This is a genomic window from Methylophaga sp. F-2, assembly GCF_056859315.1.
In genome coordinates, this window is record NZ_JBSXOF010000016.1 from 114,782 (window position 1) to 140,670 (window position 25,889).

The 25,889-nt window shown below is 39.1% G+C and carries 23 protein-coding genes; 22 read left to right on the forward strand and 1 reads right to left on the reverse strand.

Annotation, left to right across the window (positions count from 1 at the left end; all coding sequences use genetic code 11):
* Positions 1 to 102: 102 nt before the first annotated feature.
* The 22 genes from rfbB to AC13DA_RS04910 all read left to right on the forward strand — a co-directional run bounded on the left by rfbB (position 103) and on the right by AC13DA_RS04910 (position 23,223).
* Positions 103 to 1,176, forward strand: coding sequence for a dTDP-glucose 4,6-dehydratase (gene rfbB, locus AC13DA_RS04805; protein ID WP_284451878.1), 1,074 nt, complete (start codon positions 103 to 105; stop codon positions 1,174 to 1,176).
* The gene (rfbA, locus tag AC13DA_RS04810) at positions 1,173 to 2,057 is read left to right on the forward strand and encodes a glucose-1-phosphate thymidylyltransferase RfbA (protein WP_284451877.1); all 885 of its coding nucleotides are present in this window, start codon (positions 1,173 to 1,175) and stop codon (positions 2,055 to 2,057) included. Before rfbB ends, rfbA begins: the two co-directional genes overlap by 4 nt.
* Complete coding sequence (rfbC, locus tag AC13DA_RS04815) at positions 2,058 to 2,606, forward strand: dTDP-4-dehydrorhamnose 3,5-epimerase (RefSeq protein WP_284451876.1); 549 nt, start codon at positions 2,058 to 2,060, stop codon at positions 2,604 to 2,606.
* Positions 2,606 to 3,484 carry a dTDP-4-dehydrorhamnose reductase gene (gene rfbD / locus AC13DA_RS04820; protein ID WP_284451875.1) on the forward strand — a complete coding sequence of 293 codons (879 nt, stop codon included), beginning with the start codon at positions 2,606 to 2,608 and terminating at the stop codon, positions 3,482 to 3,484. The genes rfbC and rfbD overlap by 1 nt, the downstream gene beginning before the upstream one ends.
* Before the next feature lie 80 nt (positions 3,485 to 3,564).
* The gene (locus AC13DA_RS04825; protein WP_284451874.1) at positions 3,565 to 5,475 is read left to right on the forward strand and encodes a nucleoside-diphosphate sugar epimerase/dehydratase; all 1,911 of its coding nucleotides are present in this window, start codon (positions 3,565 to 3,567) and stop codon (positions 5,473 to 5,475) included.
* A gap of 75 nt (positions 5,476 to 5,550) precedes the next feature.
* The gene (glmS, locus tag AC13DA_RS04830) at positions 5,551 to 7,416 is read left to right on the forward strand and encodes a glutamine--fructose-6-phosphate transaminase (isomerizing) (protein ID WP_284451873.1); all 1,866 of its coding nucleotides are present in this window, start codon (positions 5,551 to 5,553) and stop codon (positions 7,414 to 7,416) included.
* A gap of 4 nt (positions 7,417 to 7,420) precedes the next feature.
* A complete protein-coding gene (locus AC13DA_RS04835) occupies positions 7,421 to 8,590 on the forward strand; it encodes a nucleotide sugar dehydrogenase (protein WP_284451872.1) in 1,170 nt (389 codons plus the stop codon).
* Positions 8,591 to 9,085: 495 nt separating this feature from the next.
* Positions 9,086 to 10,171 (forward strand): GDP-mannose 4,6-dehydratase, encoded by a 1,086-nt coding sequence (gmd, locus tag AC13DA_RS04840; RefSeq protein ID WP_284451871.1) that lies wholly within the window; start codon positions 9,086 to 9,088, stop codon positions 10,169 to 10,171.
* Between the two features lie 6 nt (positions 10,172 to 10,177).
* A complete protein-coding gene (locus tag AC13DA_RS04845) occupies positions 10,178 to 11,677 on the forward strand; it encodes a lipopolysaccharide biosynthesis protein (protein WP_284451870.1) in 1,500 nt (499 codons plus the stop codon).
* 46 nt (positions 11,678 to 11,723) lie between these two features.
* On the forward strand, positions 11,724 to 12,602 hold the full coding sequence (locus AC13DA_RS04850) for an FkbM family methyltransferase (RefSeq protein ID WP_284451869.1): 879 nt from the start codon (positions 11,724 to 11,726) through the stop codon (positions 12,600 to 12,602).
* 39 nt (positions 12,603 to 12,641) lie between these two features.
* The gene (locus AC13DA_RS04855) at positions 12,642 to 13,346 is read left to right on the forward strand and encodes a class I SAM-dependent methyltransferase (RefSeq protein WP_284451868.1); all 705 of its coding nucleotides are present in this window, start codon (positions 12,642 to 12,644) and stop codon (positions 13,344 to 13,346) included.
* 7 nt (positions 13,347 to 13,353) lie between these two features.
* Entirely contained in the window at positions 13,354 to 14,454 is a 1,101-nt protein-coding gene (locus AC13DA_RS04860; RefSeq protein WP_284451867.1) for a glycosyltransferase family protein, read from the forward strand.
* Positions 14,447 to 15,478 carry a glycosyltransferase family 2 protein gene (locus AC13DA_RS04865; protein ID WP_284451866.1) on the forward strand — a complete coding sequence of 344 codons (1,032 nt, stop codon included), beginning with the start codon at positions 14,447 to 14,449 and terminating at the stop codon, positions 15,476 to 15,478. The genes AC13DA_RS04860 and AC13DA_RS04865 overlap by 8 nt, the downstream gene beginning before the upstream one ends.
* On the forward strand, positions 15,471 to 16,499 hold the full coding sequence (locus AC13DA_RS04870) for a glycosyltransferase family 2 protein (protein WP_284451865.1): 1,029 nt from the start codon (positions 15,471 to 15,473) through the stop codon (positions 16,497 to 16,499). Before AC13DA_RS04865 ends, AC13DA_RS04870 begins: the two co-directional genes overlap by 8 nt.
* A 3-nt stretch (positions 16,500 to 16,502) precedes the next feature.
* Positions 16,503 to 17,486 carry a GDP-mannose 4,6-dehydratase gene (locus AC13DA_RS04875; protein ID WP_284451864.1) on the forward strand — a complete coding sequence of 328 codons (984 nt, stop codon included), beginning with the start codon at positions 16,503 to 16,505 and terminating at the stop codon, positions 17,484 to 17,486.
* Positions 17,487 to 17,489: 3 nt separating this feature from the next.
* Entirely contained in the window at positions 17,490 to 18,731 is a 1,242-nt protein-coding gene (locus AC13DA_RS04880; protein WP_284451863.1) for a class I SAM-dependent methyltransferase, read from the forward strand.
* 76 nt (positions 18,732 to 18,807) lie between these two features.
* Positions 18,808 to 19,800, forward strand: a complete 993-nt coding sequence (locus AC13DA_RS04885; protein WP_284451862.1) for a glycosyltransferase family 2 protein — start codon at positions 18,808 to 18,810, stop codon at positions 19,798 to 19,800.
* A gap of 3 nt (positions 19,801 to 19,803) precedes the next feature.
* Positions 19,804 to 20,580 (forward strand): glycosyltransferase, encoded by a 777-nt coding sequence (locus tag AC13DA_RS04890; RefSeq protein ID WP_284451861.1) that lies wholly within the window; start codon positions 19,804 to 19,806, stop codon positions 20,578 to 20,580.
* A gap of 113 nt (positions 20,581 to 20,693) precedes the next feature.
* Positions 20,694 to 21,218, forward strand: coding sequence for a hypothetical protein (locus AC13DA_RS04895; protein ID WP_284451860.1), 525 nt, complete (start codon positions 20,694 to 20,696; stop codon positions 21,216 to 21,218).
* Positions 21,219 to 21,288: 70 nt separating this feature from the next.
* The gene (locus AC13DA_RS04900) at positions 21,289 to 22,251 is read left to right on the forward strand and encodes a UDP-glucose 4-epimerase family protein (RefSeq protein ID WP_284451859.1); all 963 of its coding nucleotides are present in this window, start codon (positions 21,289 to 21,291) and stop codon (positions 22,249 to 22,251) included.
* Between the two features lie 12 nt (positions 22,252 to 22,263).
* Positions 22,264 to 22,827, forward strand: coding sequence for a sugar transferase (locus tag AC13DA_RS04905; RefSeq protein ID WP_284451858.1), 564 nt, complete (start codon positions 22,264 to 22,266; stop codon positions 22,825 to 22,827).
* Between the two features lie 126 nt (positions 22,828 to 22,953).
* Positions 22,954 to 23,223, forward strand: a complete 270-nt coding sequence (locus AC13DA_RS04910; protein WP_284451857.1) for a ComEA family DNA-binding protein — start codon at positions 22,954 to 22,956, stop codon at positions 23,221 to 23,223.
* Between the two features lie 42 nt (positions 23,224 to 23,265).
* Here AC13DA_RS04910 and glnD read toward each other — a convergent pair whose 3' ends face one another.
* Positions 23,266 to 25,884 (reverse strand): [protein-PII] uridylyltransferase, encoded by a 2,619-nt coding sequence (gene glnD / locus AC13DA_RS04915; RefSeq protein ID WP_284451856.1) that lies wholly within the window; start codon positions 25,882 to 25,884, stop codon positions 23,266 to 23,268.
* Between the last annotated feature and the right edge of the window lie 5 nt (positions 25,885 to 25,889).

Sequence of the window (25,889 nt, forward strand, 5' to 3'; positions counted from 1 at the left end):
CGTCGAGTTCTGTAAAAAGACGGCTTCCGCATTGCTTCCAAGTCCGACTAATGCTACTTTTACCTGGCAAATATTCAATTCACTCAAATAGAAGAGCTATCTGTGTCAAGGAAAACACTTTTTGTTACTGGGGGAGCTGGATTCATTGGTTCAGCTTTAATTCGTCGTCTTATTGAAGTCAGTGATTATCATATTGTTAATATCGACAAACTGACTTACGCAGGTAATCTGGAATCACTTCTTTCTGTTGCAGACAACGCTCGTTATCACTTTGAACAGGCTGATATATGCGATGCTGAAAAAATGGCGGCATTATTCACACAGTATGGACCCACAGCGATAATGCACTTAGCAGCAGAATCCCATGTCGATCGCTCGATTGATGGTCCGGCTGATTTTGTGCAAACTAATTTAGTGGGCACCTACGTCTTATTAGAAGCCGCAAGACAATATTGGAAAACGCTTGATAAAGAAGCAGCGATAGAGTTTCGATTCCATCATATTTCCACCGATGAGGTGTATGGCACATTAGGTGAAACGGGATTTTTCGAAGAGACAACGCCTTATCAACCAAATTCTCCATATTCAGCCACTAAAGCTGGCAGTGATCATCTGGTCCGTGCATGGCATCATACTTATGGGCTGCCGGTAGTAATGACCAATTGTTCCAATAATTACGGACCCTACCAGTTTCCTGAAAAATTAATTCCACTCATCATTAATAATGCCTTGGTGGGTAAACCCTTACCTGTCTATGGCAAAGGCGATAACATCCGTGACTGGCTATTTGTTGATGATCATGCTGAAGCCCTACAAATCGTTCTGGAAAACGGTAAATTAGGTGAAAGCTACAATATTGGTGGTTTTAACGAACACACCAATCTGGATGTGGTATACCGCGTTTGTGACATTATGGATGAGTTATTACCAGAGTCTGAATATACACCTCATCGTAATTTGATTACCTTTGTTACTGACCGCCCGGGCCATGATCAACGCTATGCTATTGATGCCAGCAAAATTGTGCGTGAACTAGGCTGGAAACCAAGAGAGACATTTGCAACTGGCTTACGGAAAACGGTTGAATGGTATATCAATAACCGTGAATGGAATGAACGTGTTATGGACGGTAGTTATCAGCAAGAACGTCTTGGTCTGGGAGAACAGGCATCATGAGTCAGCGTAAAGGCATTATTCTCGCCGGTGGCAGCGGTACGCGTTTACATCCAGTCACACAGTCCATAAGTAAACAGTTACTTCCTGTTTATGACAAACCCATGATTTATTATCCTCTGTCGACATTAATGTTGGCGGGGATGAGAGAAATCTGCATTATTTCAACACCTCAGGATACGCCACGATTGCAACAACTGTTGGGCGATGGCCATCAGTGGGGGCTTGAGTTAAGTTATGTCGTACAGGAAAAACCGGAAGGGATTGCTCAGGCGTTTACTTTAACGAAAGCCTTTATAGGTGGTAGCAGCACAGCCTTGGTTTTGGGCGATAATGTCTATTACGGACATGACCTAGCTGACTTGATGTCTGAAGCCGACGATAGAAGTAATGGGGCAACTGTGTTTGCCTACCCTGTGTTTGATCCTGAGCGTTATGGTGTTGTTGAGTTTGATGATGCAGGCAAAGCTTTAAGTATTGAAGAAAAGCCGGCCAAACCTAAATCTCGTTATGCGATTACCGGACTTTATTTTTATGATAATCAGGTTGTTGATATCGCTGAAAGTCTCAAACCGTCAGCGCGTGGAGAATACGAAATAACGGATGTCAATCAGCGCTATCTTGATATGGGCAAATTACATGTAGAAGTGATGGGCAGGGGAATGGCCTGGCTGGATACAGGCACACATGATTCGTTACTTGAAGCATCACAATTTATTCAAACAATAGAAAAACGTCAGGGGTTGAAAGTGATGTGTCCTGAAGAAATTGCTTATCGACAAGGTTACATTGATGCTGATCAGCTTCTAGCATTAGCTAAACCATTAGTAAAAAGTGGCTATGGCGATTATCTAATGAACTTAATTCACGAAAAGATTTATTAAATGCAAGTCATAGAAACGACACTGCCTGATGTAAAAATCCTTAAACCTAGAGTATTTGGCGATGAGCGCGGGTTTTTCATGGAAAGCTTCAATAAAAAACAATTTGAAGCGCTCACTGGCGTAGACACCGAATTTGTTCAGGATAATCACTCACGCTCTACACAAAATGTATTACGTGGACTGCATTACCAGATTAAACATGCACAAGGTAAATTAGTCCGTGTGATCGTCGGCGAGGTCTATGACGTTGCTGTCGATCTACGGCAGGCATCATCGACATTTGGTCAGTGGGTAGGCGTGCATCTGAAGGCAGAGAATCATGAAATGTTGTGGGTACCACCAGGCTTTGCTCATGGCTTTCTTGTGTTAAGTGAATCTGCCGATTTCTTGTATAAAACGACAGATTATTATGCGCCGGAACACGAACGCTGTTTGTTGTGGAATGATCCTGCTTTGGATATTGATTGGCCTTTATTAGACAAGTTGCCTTCTCTATCGGCAAAAGATCAGCAGGGATTACATTTTAACGAAGCGGAATTTTACGATTAATGCGGATTTTAATAACCGGAAAACGTGGTCAGGTCGGGCACGAATTAATAAAAAGCCTGTCGTGCCTTGGCGATGTTATTGCCACAGATAGTCAAACACTCGATCTAAGCAAGACAGAAGAGTTAGCTGAAAAAGTAGAAAAATTGGCACCCGATTTAATTGTCAATGCGGCAGCCTATACAGCTGTTGATAAAGCTGAGACTGAACAAGAACTGGCATATAAGGTCAATGCTCTTGCGCCACAGATACTAGCTGAAATAGCCAAAAATCGTGATATCCCGCTTATTCATTACTCAACCGATTATGTATTTAATGGCAGTGGTGATAAAGCCTGGACCGAAGATGCGGAAACTCAGCCACTCAATGTGTATGGCAGAACAAAATTGGCAGGTGAATTGGCTATTAGTAATGCCACAGATAAATATCTGATCTTCAGAACCAGTTGGGTCTATGGTGCGAGAGGCGCTAACTTTCTTAATACGATGAAAAGATTAGCCATTGATAAGGTGCAGTTATCTATCGTCCATGACCAGATAGGTGCACCAACATGGTCTCGACATATTGCTGATGTGACGGCACAAGTGGTTTCACAAAGTTATAAGCAAGCAGATTTTTGGCAAAAGCATAGTGGTATATATCACTTATCCGGTGCTGGAAGTGCCAGTTGGTTCGATTTTGCTGAGCAGATATTTCATTTAATGGCTGCACAAGGACACTCAGTGCCGAAGCTTCATCCTATCACTACGCGAGATTATCCAACGCCGGCAAATCGTCCAGCTAATTCTTTACTCGATAATACAAAGTTAAAACAACATTTTGACCTTGCTTTGCCAGACTGGCAAACCACACTGGAGTGGGTAATGAGTGGAGAAGAGTGATAATCTTTTGTCTTCTTGAAGTGTATTAGCCAAAACTTGCTGAGTGTATTACGTTGACATACCCATCAATTGTAAAAAAAATGGGCCTATGGTTTTTGAACAGACCGCGGCCTGTAAAAAGAACGATCAGTGTCATACTGGATTTTTTAGCCATCCCATTCTCATTATGGTTAGCTTTTTCTCTACGCTTAGGTGAGTTTTATATTCCGCCGAACCAGCAGTTGTGGATCTTTGTTTTTGCCCCCGTTATTGCCATCCCCATTTTTATAAAATCAGGTTTATATCGGGCGATTATTCGTTACATCGGCATGGATGCTATCTGGACAATTGCCAGAGCGGTTTTTTTATATAGTCTAATTTTTTCTGTCATTGTTCTAACATTCAACGATTTGGCAGGTTTAGTGCCCAGAACGGTTTATGCCATTCAGGCAATTATCTTGATGTTGTTTGTAGGGGGGAGTCGCATGATGGCGAGATGGTTGATAGTGAAAAGCGATCATCATCTCTGGAAAGAGCTCAATGCCGTTCGTTATATTCCACCTGTCTTAATTTATGGGGCTGGGCGAGCTGGTGCACAAGCCGCGGCATTGATGAAATTAAGTAATCAGATGCGTCCCGTGGCGTTTATTGACGATAACGCAACATTATGGCGACAACAAATTAATGGCATGACGGTTTATGGTGTCGACCAGCTTGCCAAGCTGATTGAACGTTTCAAGGTCAGAGATATTTTGCTTGCGATGCCATCGGCGGGTCGTCGTCGCAGAAGTGAGATATTAAAACTGCTGGAGCATTATCCGGTTCACGTCAGAACACTACCGGATTTAATGGATATTGCTGAAGGACGTCTGGAAGTTTCAGATATTCAGGAAGTCGATATTGCTGATTTATTGGGACGTGAACCTGTCGCGCCGATTAATGAATTATTAAGCAAGAATATTGCTAAGAAAGCGGTGATGGTCACGGGAGCAGGAGGTTCTATTGGTTCTGAACTCTGTCGGCAAATTATTCATTTATCACCCTCCTGTCTGGTTCTTTACGAAGCCAGCGAAATTAATCTTTATCAAATCGAGCGTGAACTGGCAGCACTGGCTTTAGATATTCCAGTTTACTCAATGCTCGGATCAGTGCTTAATCAGCAACGTGTTGAGATGGTCTGCCGACGGTTTGGCGTCAATACGATTTATCATGCAGCGGCGTATAAACACGTTCCTATTGTAGAAAGAAATACTAATGAAGGTATCCGTAACAATGTATTTGGAACACTACATTGCGCTCAGGCCGCGATTGATGCTGAAGTTGAAACCTTTGTACTTATCTCAACCGATAAAGCTGTACGACCAACCAATACCATGGGGGCTACTAAACGGTTTGCAGAGTTAGTGCTTCAGGCTTTTGCTGAATCAAAAACACTCTATAACAAAACGCGCTTTACTATGGTCAGGTTTGGTAATGTTTTGGGTTCCTCTGGATCGGTTGTGCCATTATTCCGAGACCAGATTGCCAAAGGTGGTCCGGTAACAGTTACTGACCCTGAGATCATTCGTTATTTTATGACCATTCCTGAAGCGGCAGCCTTAGTTATTCAGGCAGGCGCGATGGGCAAAGGTGGCGATGTTTTTGTTCTTGATATGGGCGAACCGGTTAAAATCCTTGATCTAGCCAGGCGTATGATTCATTTAAGCGGTTTTACCGTACGAGATAATGACAACTCTGATGGTGATATTGAAATTGCCTATACCGGTCTCAGACCGGGTGAAAAGCTTTATGAAGAGTTACTCATCGGCGATAATGTGTCAGCAACCAAACATGAAAAAATTATGCGGGCAGAAGAATGTGTTATTGAGTGGTCAGCACTGGTGTCAATTATTAGAGAACTGGAACTGGCTAACAAACATGATGATAGTCAAAAAGCGCGGGCTATATTATTAGACACGATTGACGGCTTTATCCCTCAATGTGAGCTAAGTGATTGGCTTGGGGAAAGGTAAAGGCAAGATCATTCTTTATGATTAGAATCTCAGTTAAACTCTATATAGTGCTATATTTCAAGAGGATTTAATTAAGTGTGTGGAATAGTCGGCGGAATCGCTGAAAGAAATGTTAGCCCTATCTTGATGGAAGGGTTACGAAGACTGGAATATCGCGGGTATGATTCGTCTGGAATGGCGCTGCTTGATGATAACAACGCACTTCATCGTGTTAGATCTCTTGGGAAAATACAACAACTGCAGGATAAGGTTGATCAATTAACTGAGCCTTTTACTGGCCGTATTGGTATTGCACATACGCGCTGGGCGACCCATGGAATACCTTCTGAAAATAATGCACATCCCCATATTTGTAATAACCAAGTGGCGATCGTACATAATGGAATAATTGAGAATTACCAATTATTAAAGCAAAAACAGCTCACACAAGGCTACCGCTTTACTTCTGAAACGGATACAGAAGTCGTTGCCCATGAGATCCATGCTGAACTGCAACAGGATAATGATCTTTTACAGGCGGTTCTGCGTTCTCTGAAAGTTTTTGATGGGGCGTACGCTCTAGGCGTAATGGATAAGTCTCATCCTGATATGTTAGTGGCTGCCAGAAAGGGAAGCCCATTGGTTATCGGTATTGGTATAGGTGAACACTTTATTGCGTCTGACGTCTCAGCATTGCTTCCCGTTACACAGAATTTTATTTTTCTTGAAGATGGTGATGTCGCCAAATTAACGCGCGATAAGGTCGAAATTTATAGTGCTGAAACAGGCGAATTAGTCGAGCGTCCGATCAAACAGTCAAGCCTTAACATTACTTCGGTTGAGCTGGGCGAACATCGTCACTATATGCACAAAGAGATCTTTGAACAGCCTCAAGCTGTTATCGATACTCTGGAAGGTCGTATCACTCAAGATCAGGTTTTGGTATCCAGTTTTGGTCCCAAAGCGGAACAAATATTTAAAACAGTTGAGCAAATTCACATCATCGCTTGTGGCACTAGCTATCACGCCGGTATGGTGACAAAGTACTGGATGGAAGATATTATCGGCTTGCCGTGCCAGGTAGAAGTCGCCAGTGAGTTCCGTTATCGCAATCCAGTGATTCTTGATAACACATTGTTTGTGATGATAAGCCAATCAGGCGAAACCGCTGATACTCTGGCGGCACTGCATCAAATTAATCATCACAGAAAGGTCCATCAGTTAAATGGTATTACTACCTTAAGTATCTGTAATGTCGCGGAGAGCAGTCTGACTCGTGATGCGGATATGACTTATCTCACTCATGCCGGGCCTGAAATAGGAGTGGCATCAACCAAATCATTCACCACACAACTCGTTGTACTAGCCTTATTATTAACGAGTATTGGCAAAGTGCAAAAACGCTTAAACAAAGAGCGAGAAGCAATGATAGCGGGTGGTTTGCAGAAACTACCTAATTTGATTCGTATGGCACTGGAGCATGAAGAAGAGATTCGTGAAATCTCTCAGTTATTTGCTGATAAACAACATGCTTTATTTTTAGGTCGAGGAACGATGTTTCCGATTGCTCTGGAAGGTGCTTTAAAGCTAAAAGAAATCAGTTATATTCATGCAGAAGCTTATCCTGCCGGTGAGTTGAAACATGGTCCTTTAGCTTTGATTGATGAAACAATGCCAGTTATTGCTATCGCGCCGTTAGATGATTTATTGGAAAAGTTAAAATCCAATTTACAGGAAGTCAAAGCTCGCGGCGGACAGATGATTGTGTTCGAAGATGAGCGCAGTGATATCAGTTCGGAAAGCAGTTTCAAAGTGGTGAAAGCAACGACTAACGTTGGTCGAATTACCGCACCTATTACCTACAATATCTTATTACAGTTATTGTGTTACCACGTTGCCTTGATAAAAGGTACTGACGTGGATCAACCGAGAAATTTAGCCAAATCAGTCACAGTTGAGTAAAAATATGAAAATAGCAATCGCAGGGACCGGGTATGTTGGCCTTTCACTGGCCGTTTTATTAGCTCAAAAGCATCAAGTTGTGGCCTTAGATATTATTGAGGAGAAGGTAAACCTACTTAATAACAAAAAATCACCGATAGTCGATGCTGAAATTGAAGATTTTCTGCAGAATAAAACATTAGATTTCCGAGCAACGCTTGATAAAGCAGATGCTTATGCCAATGCCGATTACGTCGTCATTGCCACACCAACCGACTACGACCCAGATACTAACTATTTCAATACAAAGTCTGTAGAAGCCGTTATTCAGGATGTGAAAAGCATCAACCCTGATGCTGTGATGATCATTAAATCTACAGTGCCAGTTGGATATACTGCTGAAATTAAACAGCGTTTAGGTGTTGATAATATTTTCTTCTCACCAGAATTTCTAAGAGAAGGTAAAGCGCTATATGATAATTTATATCCGTCACGTATTGTGGTGGGGGAGAAAAGTGAGCGAGCAGAAAAGTTTGCACAGCTATTAGTTGAAGGTTCATTGAAACCGGAGGTGGCTGTTCTCGTTACAGATAGTACAGAAGCAGAAGCCATTAAATTATTCTCGAATACTTATCTTGCCATGCGGGTAGCGTACTTTAATGAGCTTGATAGTTACGCAGAAGCGCATGGTCTGGACTCTCGTCAGATTATCGAAGGTGTCGGTTTAGATCCGCGTATTGGTAGTCACTATAACAATCCTTCATTTGGTTATGGTGGCTATTGTTTGCCTAAAGATACTAAACAATTATTGGCAAATTATGAAGATGTACCTAATAACATCATCAAAGCGATTGTTGATGCCAATACCACGAGAAAAGACTTTATTGCCAATTCGATCATCAACAGAAATCCTAAAGTCGTTGGTATTTATCGTTTAGTGATGAAATCAGGTTCTGATAATTTCAGAGCTTCGGCTATTCAAGGCGTGATGAAACGGATTAAAGCTAAGGGTATTGAGGTTATCGTTTATGAGCCCGTGCTTGAGGATGCTGAGTTTTTCAGATCAAAAGTCGTTAATGATCTCAATCAGTTTAAAGCTCAAGCCGACGTCATTCTAGCTAACCGCGTCACTGAAGATATTATTGATGTGAAAGATAAAATCTACACCCGAGATTTATTTGGCGGTGATGCTTAGAATGAGAAATTGATCACTGAGTAAACGTCGTATTAATTATAGGATAGAAATGTGGCATGGATGCCAACAAGAAATATCTGAGTAGACTGCCATGGAAGGCGGGGAAATTTTATTTCTGGCATCTGTGCTACAAAAATAAAATCATTTGAGTGTATTACTATAACTCAAACTTCCTACTTAACATTTCTTGATGTGGGTTATCTAGGGGCATCTAAGTTAAGATATCATCAAATTCGCTATGTACCTCTAATTAATCATCTATTTGAGTAAATTTATGGCGCTAACCTAAAAAATAATATTCTTTCTATCATGAAAAATTACATATTATCAGTTTATTTTGATTATATGATAAATAACTATTTTCTATAGGAAAATGTCGAGTTTTGAATGAAAAATACTCTGTTTTTTTTCCATACATATAGTTAAAAATATATTGATTGCATTTATACTAAGCGGTTAATTTGGAACTAAAGCAAACAACAATTAGGATAGTTAATGAGTAAAGTTGCATTAATTACTGGTATCACAGGGCAGGACGGTGCTTATCTTGCAGAACTATTACTTGAAAAGGGATACCAAGTACATGGAATTAAACGTCGTTCATCACTTTTTAATACAGACAGAATCGATCATCTGTATCGAGATCCTCATGAAAATGACGTAAATTTTTTTTTACACCATGGCGACTTAACTGACTCAACAAACCTGATCCGTATAATTCAAGGTATACAGCCAGATGAAATTTATAATTTAGCAGCAATGAGTCACGTTGCTGTAAGTTTTGAAACGCCCGAATATACTGCAAATGCTGATGGTATCGGTACTCTAAGAATTTTAGAAGCAATTAGAATTTTGGGGCTAGAGAAGAAGACTAAGTTTTATCAGGCTTCGACATCTGAGCTTTATGGATTGGTTCAGGAAGTACCTCAAAAAGAAACAACGCCTTTCTACCCTCGAAGTCCTTATGCTGTTGCCAAGCTCTACGGTTATTGGATTACAGTTAATTATCGTGAAGCTTATGGTATTTATGCCTGTAATGGAATTTTATTCAATCACGAGAGCCCTCTGCGTGGTGAAACTTTTGTGACACGCAAAATTACACGTGCCTTAGCAAGAATAAAGTTAGGTTTGCAAGATTGTCTATATCTTGGAAACTTAGATGCCCTACGTGATTGGGGGCATGCAAAGGATTATGTTGAAATGCAGTGGCTTATGCTTCAGCAAGATGAAGCTGATGATTTTGTTATTGCTACAGGACATCAGTACAGTGTGAGAGATTTTGTTAATGTAGCTGCACGAGAGCTGGGTATAAGTTTGTATTGGGATGGGGAAGGCGTCGATGAAAAAGGGTATGATGCTGACGGTCGATGTGTTGTTCAGGTAGATCCGCGGTATTTCAGACCTACGGAAGTCGAAACTTTACTTGGTGACCCGACGAAGGCAAAACAGAAATTAGGATGGTCACCAAAAACAACTTTCAATGAACTTGTGTCAGAAATGGTGATGGAAGATTATAAGTCTGCGCAGAGAGATGAGCTCATCAAAAAACATGGTTTTGATACAAAAGATTATTATGAGTGATGTTGGGTGACTTTGAGAAAAAACTTCTCAGTTGGAGTCATCTCAGCAATTTGGTGTGCTGCTATCGGGCTAGCTGTAATTCCTTTTTATCTTAAACTATTGGGGGCTGAGGCTTATGGTCTAATTGGTTTTTTTGCAACGACTCAGGCATTGCTACAACTTCTAGATATGGGGTTGTCACCCACCATAAATCGAGAAGTGGCGCGTTGTTCTGTGACCAATAATATGTCATTTGCTCGGAATCTTTTACACTCATTTTCATTGATTTATTGGCTGATGGCTTTGCTTATCGGAAGTGTATTTTTTTTTATAGCGCCAACAATAGCAAGTCATTGGCTACAAGTTGATAAATTACCATCAGACACCGTTATAAACTCATTAATCTTAATGGGGATTGTTGTTGCTTGCCGATGGCCGGTGGGTTTGTATATGGGGGCAATGATGGGAATGCAGCAAGTTGCTATGACAAGTCTCATCAACGCTGTTTTTATAACTGTTTCAAGCCTAGGTTCTGTTGTTATATTAACTTTTCTAAGTCCAACAATTACAGCATTTTTTGTATGGCAAGCGGTTATTGGTTTTAGCTATGCTGTAATCATGCATTCAATTGCTTGGTTTGTTATTAAACGTGATGATGTAAAACTTTACTTTTCATTCAGTAGTGTGAAAAGAGTTTGGAGGCTCTCAGTTGGCATGAGTGCATTGGCATTGACAGGCGTTATTCTTGTACAAATGGATAAGGTAATACTGAGTAAAGTATTAAATCTTGAAGATTTTGGTCATTATGTGTTGGCTGGTGTTGTTGCTAATAGCCTCTATATCTGCTTATCACCATTATTCAACTCAATTTATCCTCGAATGTCTACACTAGTAGCTTCTGGCCAAATTGATGCTCTTAGACGTTTATACATGGATGGAACCCGTATTTTTGCATCATTTTTTTTTCCATTAGTTTTGATTATTTCTTTTTATTCAATAGATTTCTTAGTCCTGTGGACTGGTGATGTCTTATTGGCAGAAGAAACTGGAAAAATATGTTCACTTTTAATACTTGGTACGGCTTTAAATGGAATTATGCACTTTCCTTATGCACTTCAATTAGCTCACGGAAATACAAATATACCTTTACTAATCACAATTGTAATAATTGTTGTACTTGCCCCATTAATATTTATTTTGGCTAAGAATTACGGAGCAATTGGTGGTGCTTATGCTTGGCTGATATTAAATATTTTTTATCTTTTATTTGGGACGTGGATAACTCACAAGAAGCTTTTGGCTGGAGAAGGAATATATTGGCTGATCAATAGTGTAATTTTAGTAATACTTAGTAGTATATCAGTTGTTGGAATAGTTACTTTTTTTCTCTATGACTTTGGGCATTACACATACAACATAATATGCGCAATATTAGGGCTGATATTATCAATAATAGTGAACTTTTTGTTATTACCAAAAAATATTAAATCTAAGCTGAAATGTTGGTATGAACTGAAACGATTTTGACCTTAAACTGAGCATTGATTTGCTTCATTCATCAAAAGAATTATTTATGTATAAAAAACAAAATAAGGTATTTATCGCTGATTTTTTGAATTTAATTAGGAAAAAATACTTTTTTCTGAAGTGTGAAGTTAGAGACATTTACAATTCATATTTATCAAAATCAACGAAACCAAAAATGACGCCTTATGGCTTTAATTTAGTAGGTAGTAGTTCAATGCATCACATTGCTATGCAAAAGGGTGAATTTGAGCCAGAAGAAACAAAGTTATTTATTCAAGAGTTTAATCGATCAGATATTTTTATAGATATAGGCGCAAATATAGGATTCTATTCTTGTTTGGCAAAATCCTATAACAAGCATGTAATTGCCATAGAACCTATGAAAAAGAACCTTGACTATCTAATGGCAAATATAGAAGTGAACAATTGGTCGGACATTGAAGTTTTTCCTATTGGTTTAAGTAGTCAACCAGGAATAGCTTCATTATATGGAGCGTCTAGCACTGGAGCATCCCTAGTTGACAATTGGGCTGGTTCATCAGGCTTTTTTAAAAGGACTATACCTTTGAGTTCTTTGGATATTATCCTCGGTGAAAGATTTAAGAACAGGCATCTTTTTATCAAAGTCGATGTTGAAGGTGCTGAATATAATTTACTTTTAGGCGCGATCAATGTTATCAAGCGAGAACCCAAACCAACTTGGATTATAGAAATTTGTCTCAATGAGTATCATCCTGACGGTTTTAATCCATACTACGAAAATACATTTAATTTATTTTGGAATCATGGATATGAAGTTAGGACAGCTGATCAAAGAAATATATTGATTACTAAAGAAGATGTGCAGAAGTGGTTGAGTCAGAATAAAAGTGAATCAGGGACCATTAATTATAAGTTTTCGGCACCAGTAGATGCACAATTATAAAGATAAAACATCCAACTATTTTCTTATCTAGGCAAAACAATGAAAGTTTTAAAAAATAAGCTACAAATTGAACAAGCACGTCAGGAATTAATTCGTAAGCGACTCTCTTGTATAGAATCTCCAATGATGGGCGTGTTAAGAAAACTGGGAATTCATTCTGGGATAAAGCTGGGCGATCAAATCAAAAGTTGGGATGTACTTGAAACTTTAAACTTTCTAGAACAGAACGTACATAAGAGTGATCCTATTTTAGATATTGGGTGTTATGCATCTGAAATCATTGTTGCTCTTCATAAACAGGGATATATCAATCTTAGTGGTGCTGATTTAAACCCTGATTTAGAACTCATGCCGGAACAAGGTTCGATCAATTATGTGAACACAGACTTTATGCATACCCCCTTTGCTGATGAAGCTTTCAAAGCGATTACTTCGATATCAGTAATTGAGCATGGCTTTAATGCCGATGCTTTATTGAAGGAAATGTCACGTCTATTGCAACCCGGTGGCTATTTTATTGCGTCGTTCGATTATTGGCCAGAAAAGATTGATACTACTGGCATAAAGTTTTTTGGAATGGACTGGCTGATCTTTTCTAGGCAAGATGTTAGTCACTTTGTTGAGCGAGCTGAACAATATGGCTTGAAAATGGTGGGTGACTTTAGTCCAGAAAGCCAAGATACGCCTATCGAATGCGGTGGCAAAGAATATACTTTTGGCTGGATTGTGTTCGAAAAATTGTAGCAGACGCTTGAAAATACTGATTATTACAGGTTCATATCCTCCAGAGAAATGTGGAGTCGGGGATTACTGTTATCACCTTACTAAGCATTTACATGAGGATTATCCTGCTCTAAAACTGGCAGTCATGACTAGTGGGTTTCGTTCTACTGAGAATATGATCACTGGTGTAAAGCTATTGGATAGAGTCTCTTGGAGTCTGAAAAATATTTTTAATTTGAAAAAAAAAATAGCCACGTTCGCTCCTGATGTAATTCACTTTCAGTATCCTACAGCAGGTTACAATGGTCTTTCAGCAAGATACTTACCACTCCTTTGTAAGTTAGTTGGTTTTAAAATTGTCCAAACGTGGCACGAACACTATAAAGAATGTGGTGCCATTGGTTGGCAAAATGTATTGTCATGTGATGCTCTGATATACGTTAGAGAAGACCTTCCAAAACGTCTACCATCATGGGCTGCAATGTGGTTAAAGAGTGTTCCTAAATCTTATATACAGAATGCTGCAACAATACCTGTAGTGAGGTTGAGTCAACAGAAATACTTTGAAGTCAAAGGAAGACTTTCACAGGAAAAGAGGATTGTTACATTTTTTGGTTTTGCTAATGAAAATAAAGGCGTAGATAAGCTTTTCGATATTGTTAACCCTGAAACACAACACCTAGTGCTAATTTGCGACCTTAATGATAATAATCGTTATCATTCGACTATTATAAACATGATTAAAAGTGATAGGTGGCAAGGAAATGTTACTGTAACAGGTTTCCTGCCTGGACAAGCCGTTGGTGAGATTTTAGCGGTTTCAGATGCGGTTGTTTTTCCTTTTTCTAATGGTGCGGGGCCTTGGAATACATCTTTAAAGGCATCAGAAAACTATGATGTTTTTACATTAACAACAACGAATCAAAATGATTTGCTTGGGTATAATTCTGAGAGCAATGTTTATTATTGTCGATGTGGAGATACAGTTGCAATGAAAAGTGCTTTAAATGCTTACATTGGTACAAAATGTAGCAAAAGTGCTAAATATGGGTGGAAGCAGGTTACACAGCAACATGCTATTTTATATCAATCTGTTACAGGTAAAGGAATAGATTGCCTTCATGAGTAGTCTTCTGATATCTATCTGTATCCCTGTCTATAATTGTGGTGATTATCTAGGTGATGCGCTTGAGTCCATACTTCCTCAACTGAATGAGGAAATTGAAGTAATCATTTATGACGGAGGGTCTACGGATCAAACTGCCTTAGTTGGTGATAAATATCAAAGACAATCAGACTTTGCTATTAGATACTATCGCTCTCCTCAGAGAGGTGGTATTGATGCCGATATGGCAAAATGTGTTAGTTTGGCTCAAGGGCAATATTGCTGGCTTTTTAGTGGTGATGACACCATGCGGCTTGGTGCTCTAGCATTTATGAAAGAACAGGTTCAAACTGGGTGTGATGTTTATATCGCGACGCACACTATTTGTGATATCAACATGAACATACTTCGTGAGCATCCCGTGTTGAATATCGATCATAAGTTTCAAGTAGATTTTTCAAATGAGGTCGAACGACTTTCTTGGTTTCAGGCCGCTGTAACTTCAGAAGCATTTTTCAGTTTTATGAGTGGATTAGTCGTAAAAAGGGAAACATGGGATTCTGGGCGCCTGATTCCTCAGTTTGATGGGAGTTGTTGGGCTCACGTTGCTAGATTATTAGAAATATCTAAGCATAGTTTGAGAGTACAGTTTGTAACAGATATTCTTCTAGATCAGCGTGGAGAAAATGATTCTTTTTTGGATAAAGGTGTTATAAACAGGTATGCGATAGGAATTCAAGGATATAGTAATATAGCTAACTTTTTCTATGGTGAGGATAGCCAAGAAGCTTTTCATATCAGACGAGTCATTAGAAATGAGTTTAGGTTACGGTCATTTCTTTCTGCAAAAATCTTGACCGAGTTTTATCCAGAAATAGAAAAAAGGGAAGTTTTGGATAGCCTTTTGAAAACAGCTTATATGGATAAATCAATCAAGAATTTTTTTGTCAAAACTGTTTATACAATTTTTCCTAAAAGTGTTTTTTTAGTGGTACGGTTCTTTTATAGGGCTTTCAAAAGAATAAATGTGAAATTTAAAAATGTCTGATCCTATAAAGCTATCAATCTGTCTTGCTACATTCAATAGAGCAAACTATATCGGTGAAACTCTGGATTCAATTCTTCCACAACTGACTGCAGGGGTTGAGATTGTTATAGTCGATGGAGCGTCTACTGATAATACAGAGCAGGTTTTACATGGCTATGCAAGTGCTTATCAAGAGATACGTTATATAAGGGAGTCAACTAACTCAGGTATTGATGCTGATTATGATAAATCAGTGACATATGCAAAAGGTGAGTATTGCTGGCTCATGACTGACGATGATTTGCTTAAACCTGGAGGTTTGAACAGTATTATTGAACAGTTAGATGGTGAGAATGAGTTAGTAGTAATCAATGCTGAAGTTGCTACTGATGATTTTAGTACGGTATTGGATAGTAAGTTAATAAAAATCGAAAACGATAAAACTTATCTTAATAAAGATAAGGATCAGTTCATGTCAGATGCAGGGCATGGATTGTCTTTTATTGGTTGTGTAGTGATTAAAAGAGAACTATGGCTTTCAAGGAACAGGATTAAGTTTTATGGTACTCTTTTTATTCATGTTGGCGTTATCTTTCAACAGCCTCTCCTCAAAAAAGTACAACTTCTTGCAGAGCCTATTCTTTCTATTCGCTACGGTAATGCTATGTGGACACCCCGAGGTCTTGAAATATGGTTAAGCAAGTGGCCAAATCTTATTTGGTCTTTTGATGGATATTCAGATGAAGCGAAAGCCAAGGTATGCCCGTTGGGGTATTTTAAAGACTTAAAAAAATTAATTTTTTTCAGGGCGACGGGAGCTTATGGCTACAAAGAACTGAAGAGTATTCTTTGGCAGAGAACTAATTGGTTAGGAAGAGTAGTGTTTTTGTTGATAGCCGTTATTCCGCCAAAGCTTATGAATATGCTCGCAACTATTTACTGTACGATGAGGGCTAGGACAATGAAAATGCCATTATATAGCCTCATTAAAAGTAAATACAGAAATAGTCTTAGCCTTTGGGCTTCAAAGTTCATAGGCTAGATTATGAAGAAAGTAGCATTAGTTACCGGTGTAACAGGACAAGATGGTATTTATCTAGCTAATTTACTTAATGAGAAGGGCTACGAGGTGTTTGGGGCAACTAGAAATAAGGATACGACTGTCCTAGATGAGGAAGTTGCTGCTCAGTTGAATGATGTGCATATAGTCGATTGGAATCTTAGAGACAAAAATGATATCCGAAAACTGCTTGAACGAACCCAGCCTGCTGAGGTATATAACCTTGCAGCATTTACATCGGGGGAAGGAATGTTTTCTGAACCTGACATCATGGGGGATGTGAATGGTCTGGGTGTGGTACGAATTCTGGAGTCAATAAAACAGTTTAATCCCAGGATTAAGTTTTGCCAAGCATCAAGCAGGGAAGTGTTTGGAGTGCCAAGTGAAGAACCTCAAGATGAAATGACTTTAATCAACCCTCGAAGCCCATATGGTGCCGCTAAAGCGTATGCTGACATGATGATAAAGATCTATCGTGAACACTATAATTTGTTTGCATGTTCAGCCATCTTATTTAATCATGAGAGTCCTTTTAGAGGCCAGCACTTTGTAACCAGAAAAATAACTCAAACAGCTGCAAAGATTAAGTTAGGCCTAGAGCATCGGTTGGTGTTAGGAAACCTAGATGCTAGGCGTGACTGGGGGTTTGCAGGCGATTATATGCTGGCTATGTGGAAAATGCTACAGAATGATGTGGCAGAAGACTTTATAGTTGCAACAGGTACGGTTCATACAGTGAGAGACGCTTGTAAATATGCTTTTGATTTTTTAGGCCTTGACTATCGTGACTTTGTTGATGATTCGAATACAGAGTTTTTCAGACCTGCTGAGTCTGTTGAGCTAGTCGGGAATGCCAGTAAGTTACAAACAGAACTTTCATGGAAGCCATTGGTAGACTTCCGTTCCACCATTGAAATGATGGTAGAGCATGATTTTCAGTTATTAAAAAATAGAAACATTCAGGAATAATAAATGTATAAAAAAGTCGAGAAATGCAGAATTTGCGGAAATACTAACCTTATCACTGTACTTGATTTGGGAGCCCAAACACTAACGGGAGTTTTTCCTTCCTCTGTTTCACAAAAGATTACTGAAGGTCCTTTGAAACTTGTTAAATGTCATGGAGAAGCTGATATATGTGGTTTAGTCCAGTTAGGGCACTCTTATGACTTGGGTGAAATGTACGGAGATAATTACGGTTATCGTTCGGGACTTAACCCTAGTATGGTGAGTCACCTTAGACAAAAAGTGGAAAAAATACTGGCGCTGGTAGATATCGAGGAAGGAGACTTGATTGTTGACATCGGTAGTAATGACAGTACAACGCTACAAAACTACCCAAAGAACGGCTATTCACTGGTTGGAGTAGACCCGACAGGGGTAAAGTTTAAGGAATATTACCCTCCACATATTGAATTGATACCTGACTTTTTTTCAGCTGCATTGTTGAAGGAAAAGTTCCCAGATCGAAAAGCTAAAATAGTTACATCCTTCTCAATGTTTTATGACTTAGAGTCACCGATGGCTTTTATGCAAGATATTTATGATGTGTTAGCTGATGACGGAATTTGGGTTTTTGAGCAAAGTTATATGCCAACTATGCTCGAAACTAATTCTTATGATACGGTTTGTCATGAACACTTGGAGTTTTATTCTCTTCATCAAATCAAATGGATGACAGATAAGGTTGGTTTTAAAATCATTGATGTAGAGTTTAATGATGTTAACGGTGGTAGCTTTTCAATTACTGTGGCAAAAGACTCGGTTAGTTTGGTGCCGAATGATCAGATAAAAGCAATATTGGAAAATGAACTAGCTTTGGGTTTAAATACGATCGAGCCTTATCATGCTTTTGCAGAAAGGGTTTCAGACTCAAGAGAGAAGTTACTGGAGTTCATTTCCATCGTAAGGAAAGAAGGCAAGAAAGTAGCTGTATTAGGTGCATCTACTAAAGGGAATGTGCTTTTGCAATATTGTGATCTTAATGCAGATGTGATTGAAGCTGTCGGGGAAGTAAATAAAGAAAAGTTCTCGTGCTATACGCCGGGAACTCTCATTCCCATTATTCCTGAAAATGATTTGATAGCGAGAAAACCAGATTATCTGATTGTATTACCTTGGCACTTCCGGGAATTTTTTCTTTCACAGCAGAAATTTTCTGGCATGAACTTGGTCTTTCCACTTCCATGTTTGGATGTGGTTGAAATCCATTAGTATAAGAGTGAGTAAGTCGCTATTTGGTTAAAAGTAGACCAAGCAGCCTATATTATTATTTTTGCCAGAAAGTGTTGTGAGTACAGAAAGAAATATCCCCCAGAAGATTGTTTATATCTTACTCGCAGCATTTAATGGTGAGAGGTTTATTGGTGAACAGATCAGTAGCATCAGGAGTCAGACCTATGCGAACTGGAAACTTATTATTCGAGATGATGGCTCAACCGACAAAACCAAAGATATCATACTAAAGCATATTCAAAGTGATAGTAGAATAAAGCTAATAGAAAGTGATCAAGAGCAGAAAGGTTGTGTTCGGAATTTTGCTGTTTTAATGGCGTATGCAAAAAAAAATCATGCGGAATATATTTGTTTTTCTGATCAGGATGATGTTTGGCGATCTGAAAAAATTTCCATACTTATAAAACAAATGGAAGCTTTGGAGTCTCACTTTACTAAAACAATGCCTATGCTGGTGTACTCAGACTTAGAGGTAGTTGATGAACAACTAAGGTTAATTTATACCTCATACATGAATCAACAGAGACTTTCTCACCCTGAGTTTGAGACATTATCGAGACTTTTAGTGGAAAATACTGTAACAGGGTGTGCCATGCTAATTAATCGTGCGTTACTCCAAATTGCTAGTCCGATTCCTAATACAATTATCATCCATGATTGGTGGGTTGCATTATGTGCAGCGATGACTGGCAAGCTCTATTTTGTTGATAAGCCATTGATAAAATATAGACAACACCAAAACAATACGATTGGTCTAACAAGTTATAGTCAGATTTTTAATCCTAGAAGATTTTTAGTTTTAAATAAGTTAATAGGGTCACATAGAAATTTCTGTAATACCTTTCAGCAGGCGCGAGAACTATTAAACAGAACAGGAGATATTAGTTCTCTAGAACGTGCTCAATATGTAAAAGATTTTTCTGAACTAGAGCTAGTTCCCCTAAAACAGCGTATCGCTACATATAAAGACTTGAAGCTAAGTAGAAGTAATCGAATAACAAACTTATTATTGTTACTACATATTATTATTTTAAGAAGAAAAAGATAGTCGATGAACTCAAACGAAGCTCAAGTCTCCATATCCATCGTAAGCCACAATCAAGGTGTGTTGGTGGAAAAGCTACTCAAAGATATTGATGCTCTTAATGGTTTTCTGCAGATAAAAGAAGTTATCGTAACCTGCAATATTAAAGAAAGTAATGTCTTTAAAACCCGAAATGTTCCATTAAGGTTAATAGTTAACACTAGCCCAAAGGGGTTTGGAGCAAACCATAATACGGCATTCAAGCAATCATCAGCAGAATACTTTTGTGTAATTAATCCTGATGTGAGATTAAGGAACAATCCCTTTCCATTAATGATTGATGTTGCGAAGGCCCAAGATACTGGAGTGGTTGTTCCTCTTGTTTATTCTTCAAAAGGCCAGATAGAAGATAGTATTAGACATTTCCCAAAGCTCTCAACAATTTTAAAAAAAACTTTTGGAAGCCATAGTTACAAGTGGAACATACCAGACACTTCAAGTTGTTTTCCTATAGACTGGGGGGCTGGCATCTTTATGTTGTTTCGCCGAGAAGTCTATGAGTTTCTTGGAGGATTTGATGAAAACTACTTTTTGTATTACGAAGATGCAGATATATGCACAAGACTTTGGAAGTTAGAAAAAATAGTTATGGCTTGTTCTTCTGTGATAATAACTCATGATGCTCAACGTGCTAGTCACCGACAATTTAAATATTTCTTGTGGCATCTAGCCAGTTTTATTCGGTATCAAACTCGGTATATTTTTCGATATCCGGATATAAATACTATTTTTAAAAAGAAATAGATACAGTAATGCCTTGTTGTGTTTTTTTGAATGAACCCACTCATTTATTTAGCTTAATATAACGTTAACGTTGAAAAAAGTATATCTTGGAATTCTTAATATGCCGAATATTGATGAATTCTAAATTTTTCCGGATGACTTCGTTTTTGGTATTTTCTTACCTTTACTTCGGTGTGGCCTTCAATGCCTGCCTAGCATTTGGTTTTCAAACTATTTTAGCAAGGCAGTTATCGCCTAATGCATACGGCGACTTAGTAACTGTTTTAGCTGTGATAACGCTCGTAGCAACATTATCTAGTGCTGGTGTGCCTGGATTTTTATTGCGCATTTTTGGGTCAGAACAGCGTCAAAATGAAAAGATAGGAGATTTTGATGATATAAAAACACTTGGATATGGCTCACTATCCGGGGTAGGTTTGGTTCGATTTAATCCAACAAAATTTGCCAGTGATTATAAGCTTGCATTGAAGAAATTACGTATTATTACCGGTTTGGATGATGCAGTACTTGATGGGAAAACAGGGATTCTTGTATCTCCTAAGAATTCTGTAAAACTATATGAAAACCTATGGTTACTTGTAGATGGGCAACAGAGATGCAAAGGACTGGGACAGACCGCATATGAAAGATGCAGATAAACTTTGACTCAAAGCAGATGAGTAAGTTGGTATTGAAAGAATATAAAACACTACTTGCAGATAAACAAAAATGAAAGTGTTCATTACCGGAGCCACAGGGTTTGTTGGAAGAGCTCTAGTTTCAGAGCTTATATCTTCTGACGTTGAAGTCGTCGCAACTGTTAGAAATATAACTGCGGAGTTACCTGAGAGAGTTAGTCAAATTATCTGTGATGACCTGAGTCAACTGAGTGAGGCAAATTCATTAATCGATATTTTGAGTGATGTGGATATCGTTATTCACACTGCTGCACGCGCGCATGTCATGAATGATTCGTATTCGGATCCGTTGAGTGAGTATCGTAAAATGAATGTGACTGTTACTAGAGAGCTTGCGCGTCAGGCTGCTGAAGCTGGGGTTAAACGTTTTATTTTTGTCAGTTCAGTCAAAGTCAATGGTGAGTCGACTGAGCATAATCAAATGTTTAGTGAAAATGATGCTGCTCAGCCGAGTGATGATTATGGTTTATCTAAGTTTGAGGCCGAACAGACATTAATTGAGATAAGTAAAATATCTTCCATGCAGATAGTAATTATTCGACCACCTTTGGTATATGGGCCAAGAGTAAAGGCCAATTTTGCGAATGTAGTCAAGCTAATTAAGAAAGGATGGCCATTGCCTTTTGGTCGTGTACACAATAAACGATCGATGATTGCGATTGACAATTTGATAGCTTTCATCAAACTTTGCATGAGCCACCCAGCTGCTGCTAATGAGTTGTTTCTGATTGCGGATAAAGATGATATTTCCACTACCGCTTTATTAAAAAATATTGCAAAAGCCTACGGTGTGAAATCAATTTTGTTGCCTATTCCCATGGCTTTGATGTCTGGTCTCGCAAAGCTGCTTGGAAAAAAAGACGTGGCAGATAGGTTGTTTGGAAATTTACAAATAGACACTAGTAAGGCCAGGCGAATACTGGAATGGAGTCCAGTTATTGCTATGGATGAGCAATTAGAGAAAATGGCTGATTTTGATAAAAACAAGAAATGAGATATTAATTTAATGAATCAGTTATGTATTCGTGTACTCGATATTGTATTTTCCATCATAGGTTTGCTTGTTAGTTTACCAGTGTTATGTCTGCTGTTGATCGTCGGCTGGTTCTATACGCGTTCACCAGTATTTCGGCAACGTCGAGTAGGACGAGACCAAAAAAGTTTTACTTTAGTGAAGTTTCGCACCATGCGTAAAGACACTGCCCATGTGGCAACACATTTAGCGGCGGAGTCTTCAGTGACGCCTTTTGGGAAGTTTCTTAGACGAACTAAACTCGATGAGCTTCCCCAGCTATGGAATGTATTAAAAGGCGATATGAGTCTTGTGGGACCAAGGCCTTGCCTGGAAAGTCAGCATGAATTGATTGAAGCCAGAGAGAAACTGAATGTATTCTCGGTGCGCCCTGGAATTACTGGCTTAGCTCAGGTCAATGGTATTGATATGTCGACGCCTGAGTTGCTTGCTGAAACAGATGCCAAGATGATTGCTTCATTTTCAGTAAAACAGTATTTTTATTTAATCTTCCTCACTTTGACTGGCAAAGGCGCTGGGGATCGCATCAGGAAATGAGTTGTGAGCCAGCTCACACAATGTAAAAAGTCTGTTTGATTTCCGTTTGTTTTTTCATCTAATCTAAAGCTTCAGTTTCAGGAGAAACTGTTTATGGACTTAGTTTTTTAACACGGAGTATGGATTATGTTACGAAAATCACTTTTTGCATTGGTATTATCTCTTTTTCTAAGCAGCTCTTTTGCTTTTGCTGCCGACAAGATTGATCTCAACACGGCAACCTCTGAACAGTTGCAGATGTTAAATGGTGTTGGGCCGTCAACGGCGGATGCCATTATTCAGTATCGTGATGCTCATGGTGAGTTTAAAACCGTTGATGAACTCACCAATGTCAAAGGTATCGGCGAGAAGAAACTACAACAGCTTTCTGAAGATCTAATGGTCTCCAAAAAATAAGAGTATTTGATGCAGAAAACGGCATGTCATACATGCCGTTTTTTATTGGGACAGACTACTCAAAAGTTGCTCTTTAAGTGCATTTTCTTCCAATTCATCAAGTGCATTTTCATTGGCAGTGGTGATAAAAAAGATATCTTCCACTTGGTCACCTAATGTATTAATTTTGGCGTTGATTAGTTGCACTTTGCATGCCAGAAACACTTGTGCGATAGCTGATACCAGACCTGGTCTGTCATGTGTATGCAAAGACATCACCGTATGGTTTTGCTGAAGGTTTGTTTCAAACTCAATATTTGGTTGTGTTTTAAACAGCTTCATGGTCCTGGGAGTAATGGTTGGACTATATGGCTTCACATGAGAAGTATTGGCCAATTGCTTTTCAAGCGAGCGGGTAATCTGTCTGGTATCAAGCCTGTCACCGTTCACGATGAAGGTATTTAAAGCATCATGTTCATTAGTGACGTTGATTTTGGCATCGAGAACATTCAGTTGGCATTGCTCTAGAGCAGCCGTTATAGCAGCAAAAATACCGGCTCGATCATGAGTGACAATAAAAATTTCCAGCGTCTGTTGATCGTTGTGTTTTCTTAGTGCAATTAATGGATCTTCATCAATATGGTCTAAGCGTTGTTCTGATTGCCAGACAAGTTCGTCGACGGAATGCCGTAGAAAATAATCCAAATCATACGCATGCCAGAGTTTGCCGATATCTTCCTGGATACGGCCTTTAGCAAGCAGTTTTTGCATTGCTTCCTGGTATTTTTTGTAACTTTTCTCGCGAGTACTTTTTGCCTGAGCCTCAGTGTGTTCAATCCACTGATGAGTACTGTGGTATAGCTGTTTTAATAAAGAGTCTCGCCAACCATTCCATAAATTATTATTGGTTGCTCTGATATCAGCGACGGTTAACAGATAGAGATAATTGAGTCGTTCAGTTGTCTCTACCAGGTCAGCAAATTTTTTGATGACGGTAGGATCTTCTAAATCACTTTTTTGAGCGGTAGTCGACATAGCAAGATGATGACGGATCAAAAAAGTCACAATACTCGTATCATAATCACTCAGGTTATGCCGTTCGCAAAATGCTTTGGCATCAACCACGCCTAATACACTGTGATCGCCCCCTCTACCTTTGGCAATATCATGATAAATGCCAGCGATATAGAGTATTTCCGGTTTAGGAAGTTGATTGAATACTTCCGAACATAAAGGAAACTCTTCTCGGTTTTCTTCACAGGAGAAACGTCTTAAATTGCCGACCAAAAACAGAGTGTGTTCATCTACTGTATAGGCATGAAATAAATCGTGTTGCATCTGACCGACGACGCGACCGAACTCAGGTAGGTAAGCTCCAAGCACACCTAACTCATTCATACGCCGAAATTCATGTGTCACACCTTTAGGTTGACGAATAATTTCCATGAATAAGCTACGGTTTTTTATATCCCGGCGGAAACTATCATCAACCAGGTGTAAATGGGCATGAATCTGACGAATAGTAGAGGCCCTGACTCCTTTGAGTTCAGGATTCTGCTGGAGAATAAGAAAGACTTCTAGCAGTGCATAAGGGTAGTAAGCAAAAATGCCAGGATTGATTGTTTCAAGATAACCATTATGAGACTGGAAGCGACGATTAATCACTTTCACTTCACGGGGCTCATCAGCGAGGATAATCGTTTCTTCAAATAGCTGTAGTAATAAGCTATTCATTTGCCGGACAGAGCGGGCACAACGATAATAATCTTTCATGAATTTTTCGACGGCAAGCCGCGAGTCGTCGTCTTTATACCCCAGCTTTTTGGCAAGCTCACGCTGAAAATCGATCATTAACTTTTCTTGTTTCCGACCAGCTAGATGATGCAGTGCAAAACGGATTGTCCACAAAAAGTTTTGTGCTTTTTGCAAAGTTTCATATTCGCTATTAGCTAAAAAGCCTTTTTGACGTAGTCCTTCCAGGTTTTTGACATCAAAATGTTGTTGAGCCACCCAATTTACAACTTGAATATCCCTAAGCCCGCCAGGTGATTCTTTAATATTAGGTTCAAGATTATTGGCAGTATCGTTGTAGCGTTGGTGGCGATCTAACTGTTCTTGTCTTTTTAATTCAAAAAAGCGTCTTGTATCCCAGGTTTTATTGGTAACAGTCAGTTTTTGTAGTGATTCAAAGAGTTCACTGGCACCACACAATAAACGAGCTTCAAGTAAATTAGTGGCAATCGTGATGTCATCTTCTGCTTGCTGACGACACTCTTGTATGGTTCTGACACTGTGGCCAATTTCCAGTCCCACATCCCAGAGTTGGGTCAGGAAGCTGGACAGGGACTCAGGTGGTGCATCAGATACTGACTCGTCAAGCAGGATTAAAACATCGATATCAGAGTAGGGGTGGAGTTCTCCACGACCATAACCACCGACAGCCACCAGACTGACGGGTGTGTCATCGCTGATATGTTGTTGCCAGATTTGGTTGAGAATTTCATCAACAAAAGAGGCGCGTTGATAGACTAATTCTTCAATCGGGCTACCCGCATCAAACTGTTGCTGAAGGTATAGCTGACTTTGTTTTAAAGCTTCCCGACAAATTTCATTGGTTACCTCTGCATCAGAAGAAATAACTAAGTTACCAACTTCCCAGATAGATAGATTCTGCTGAGGCATACAAC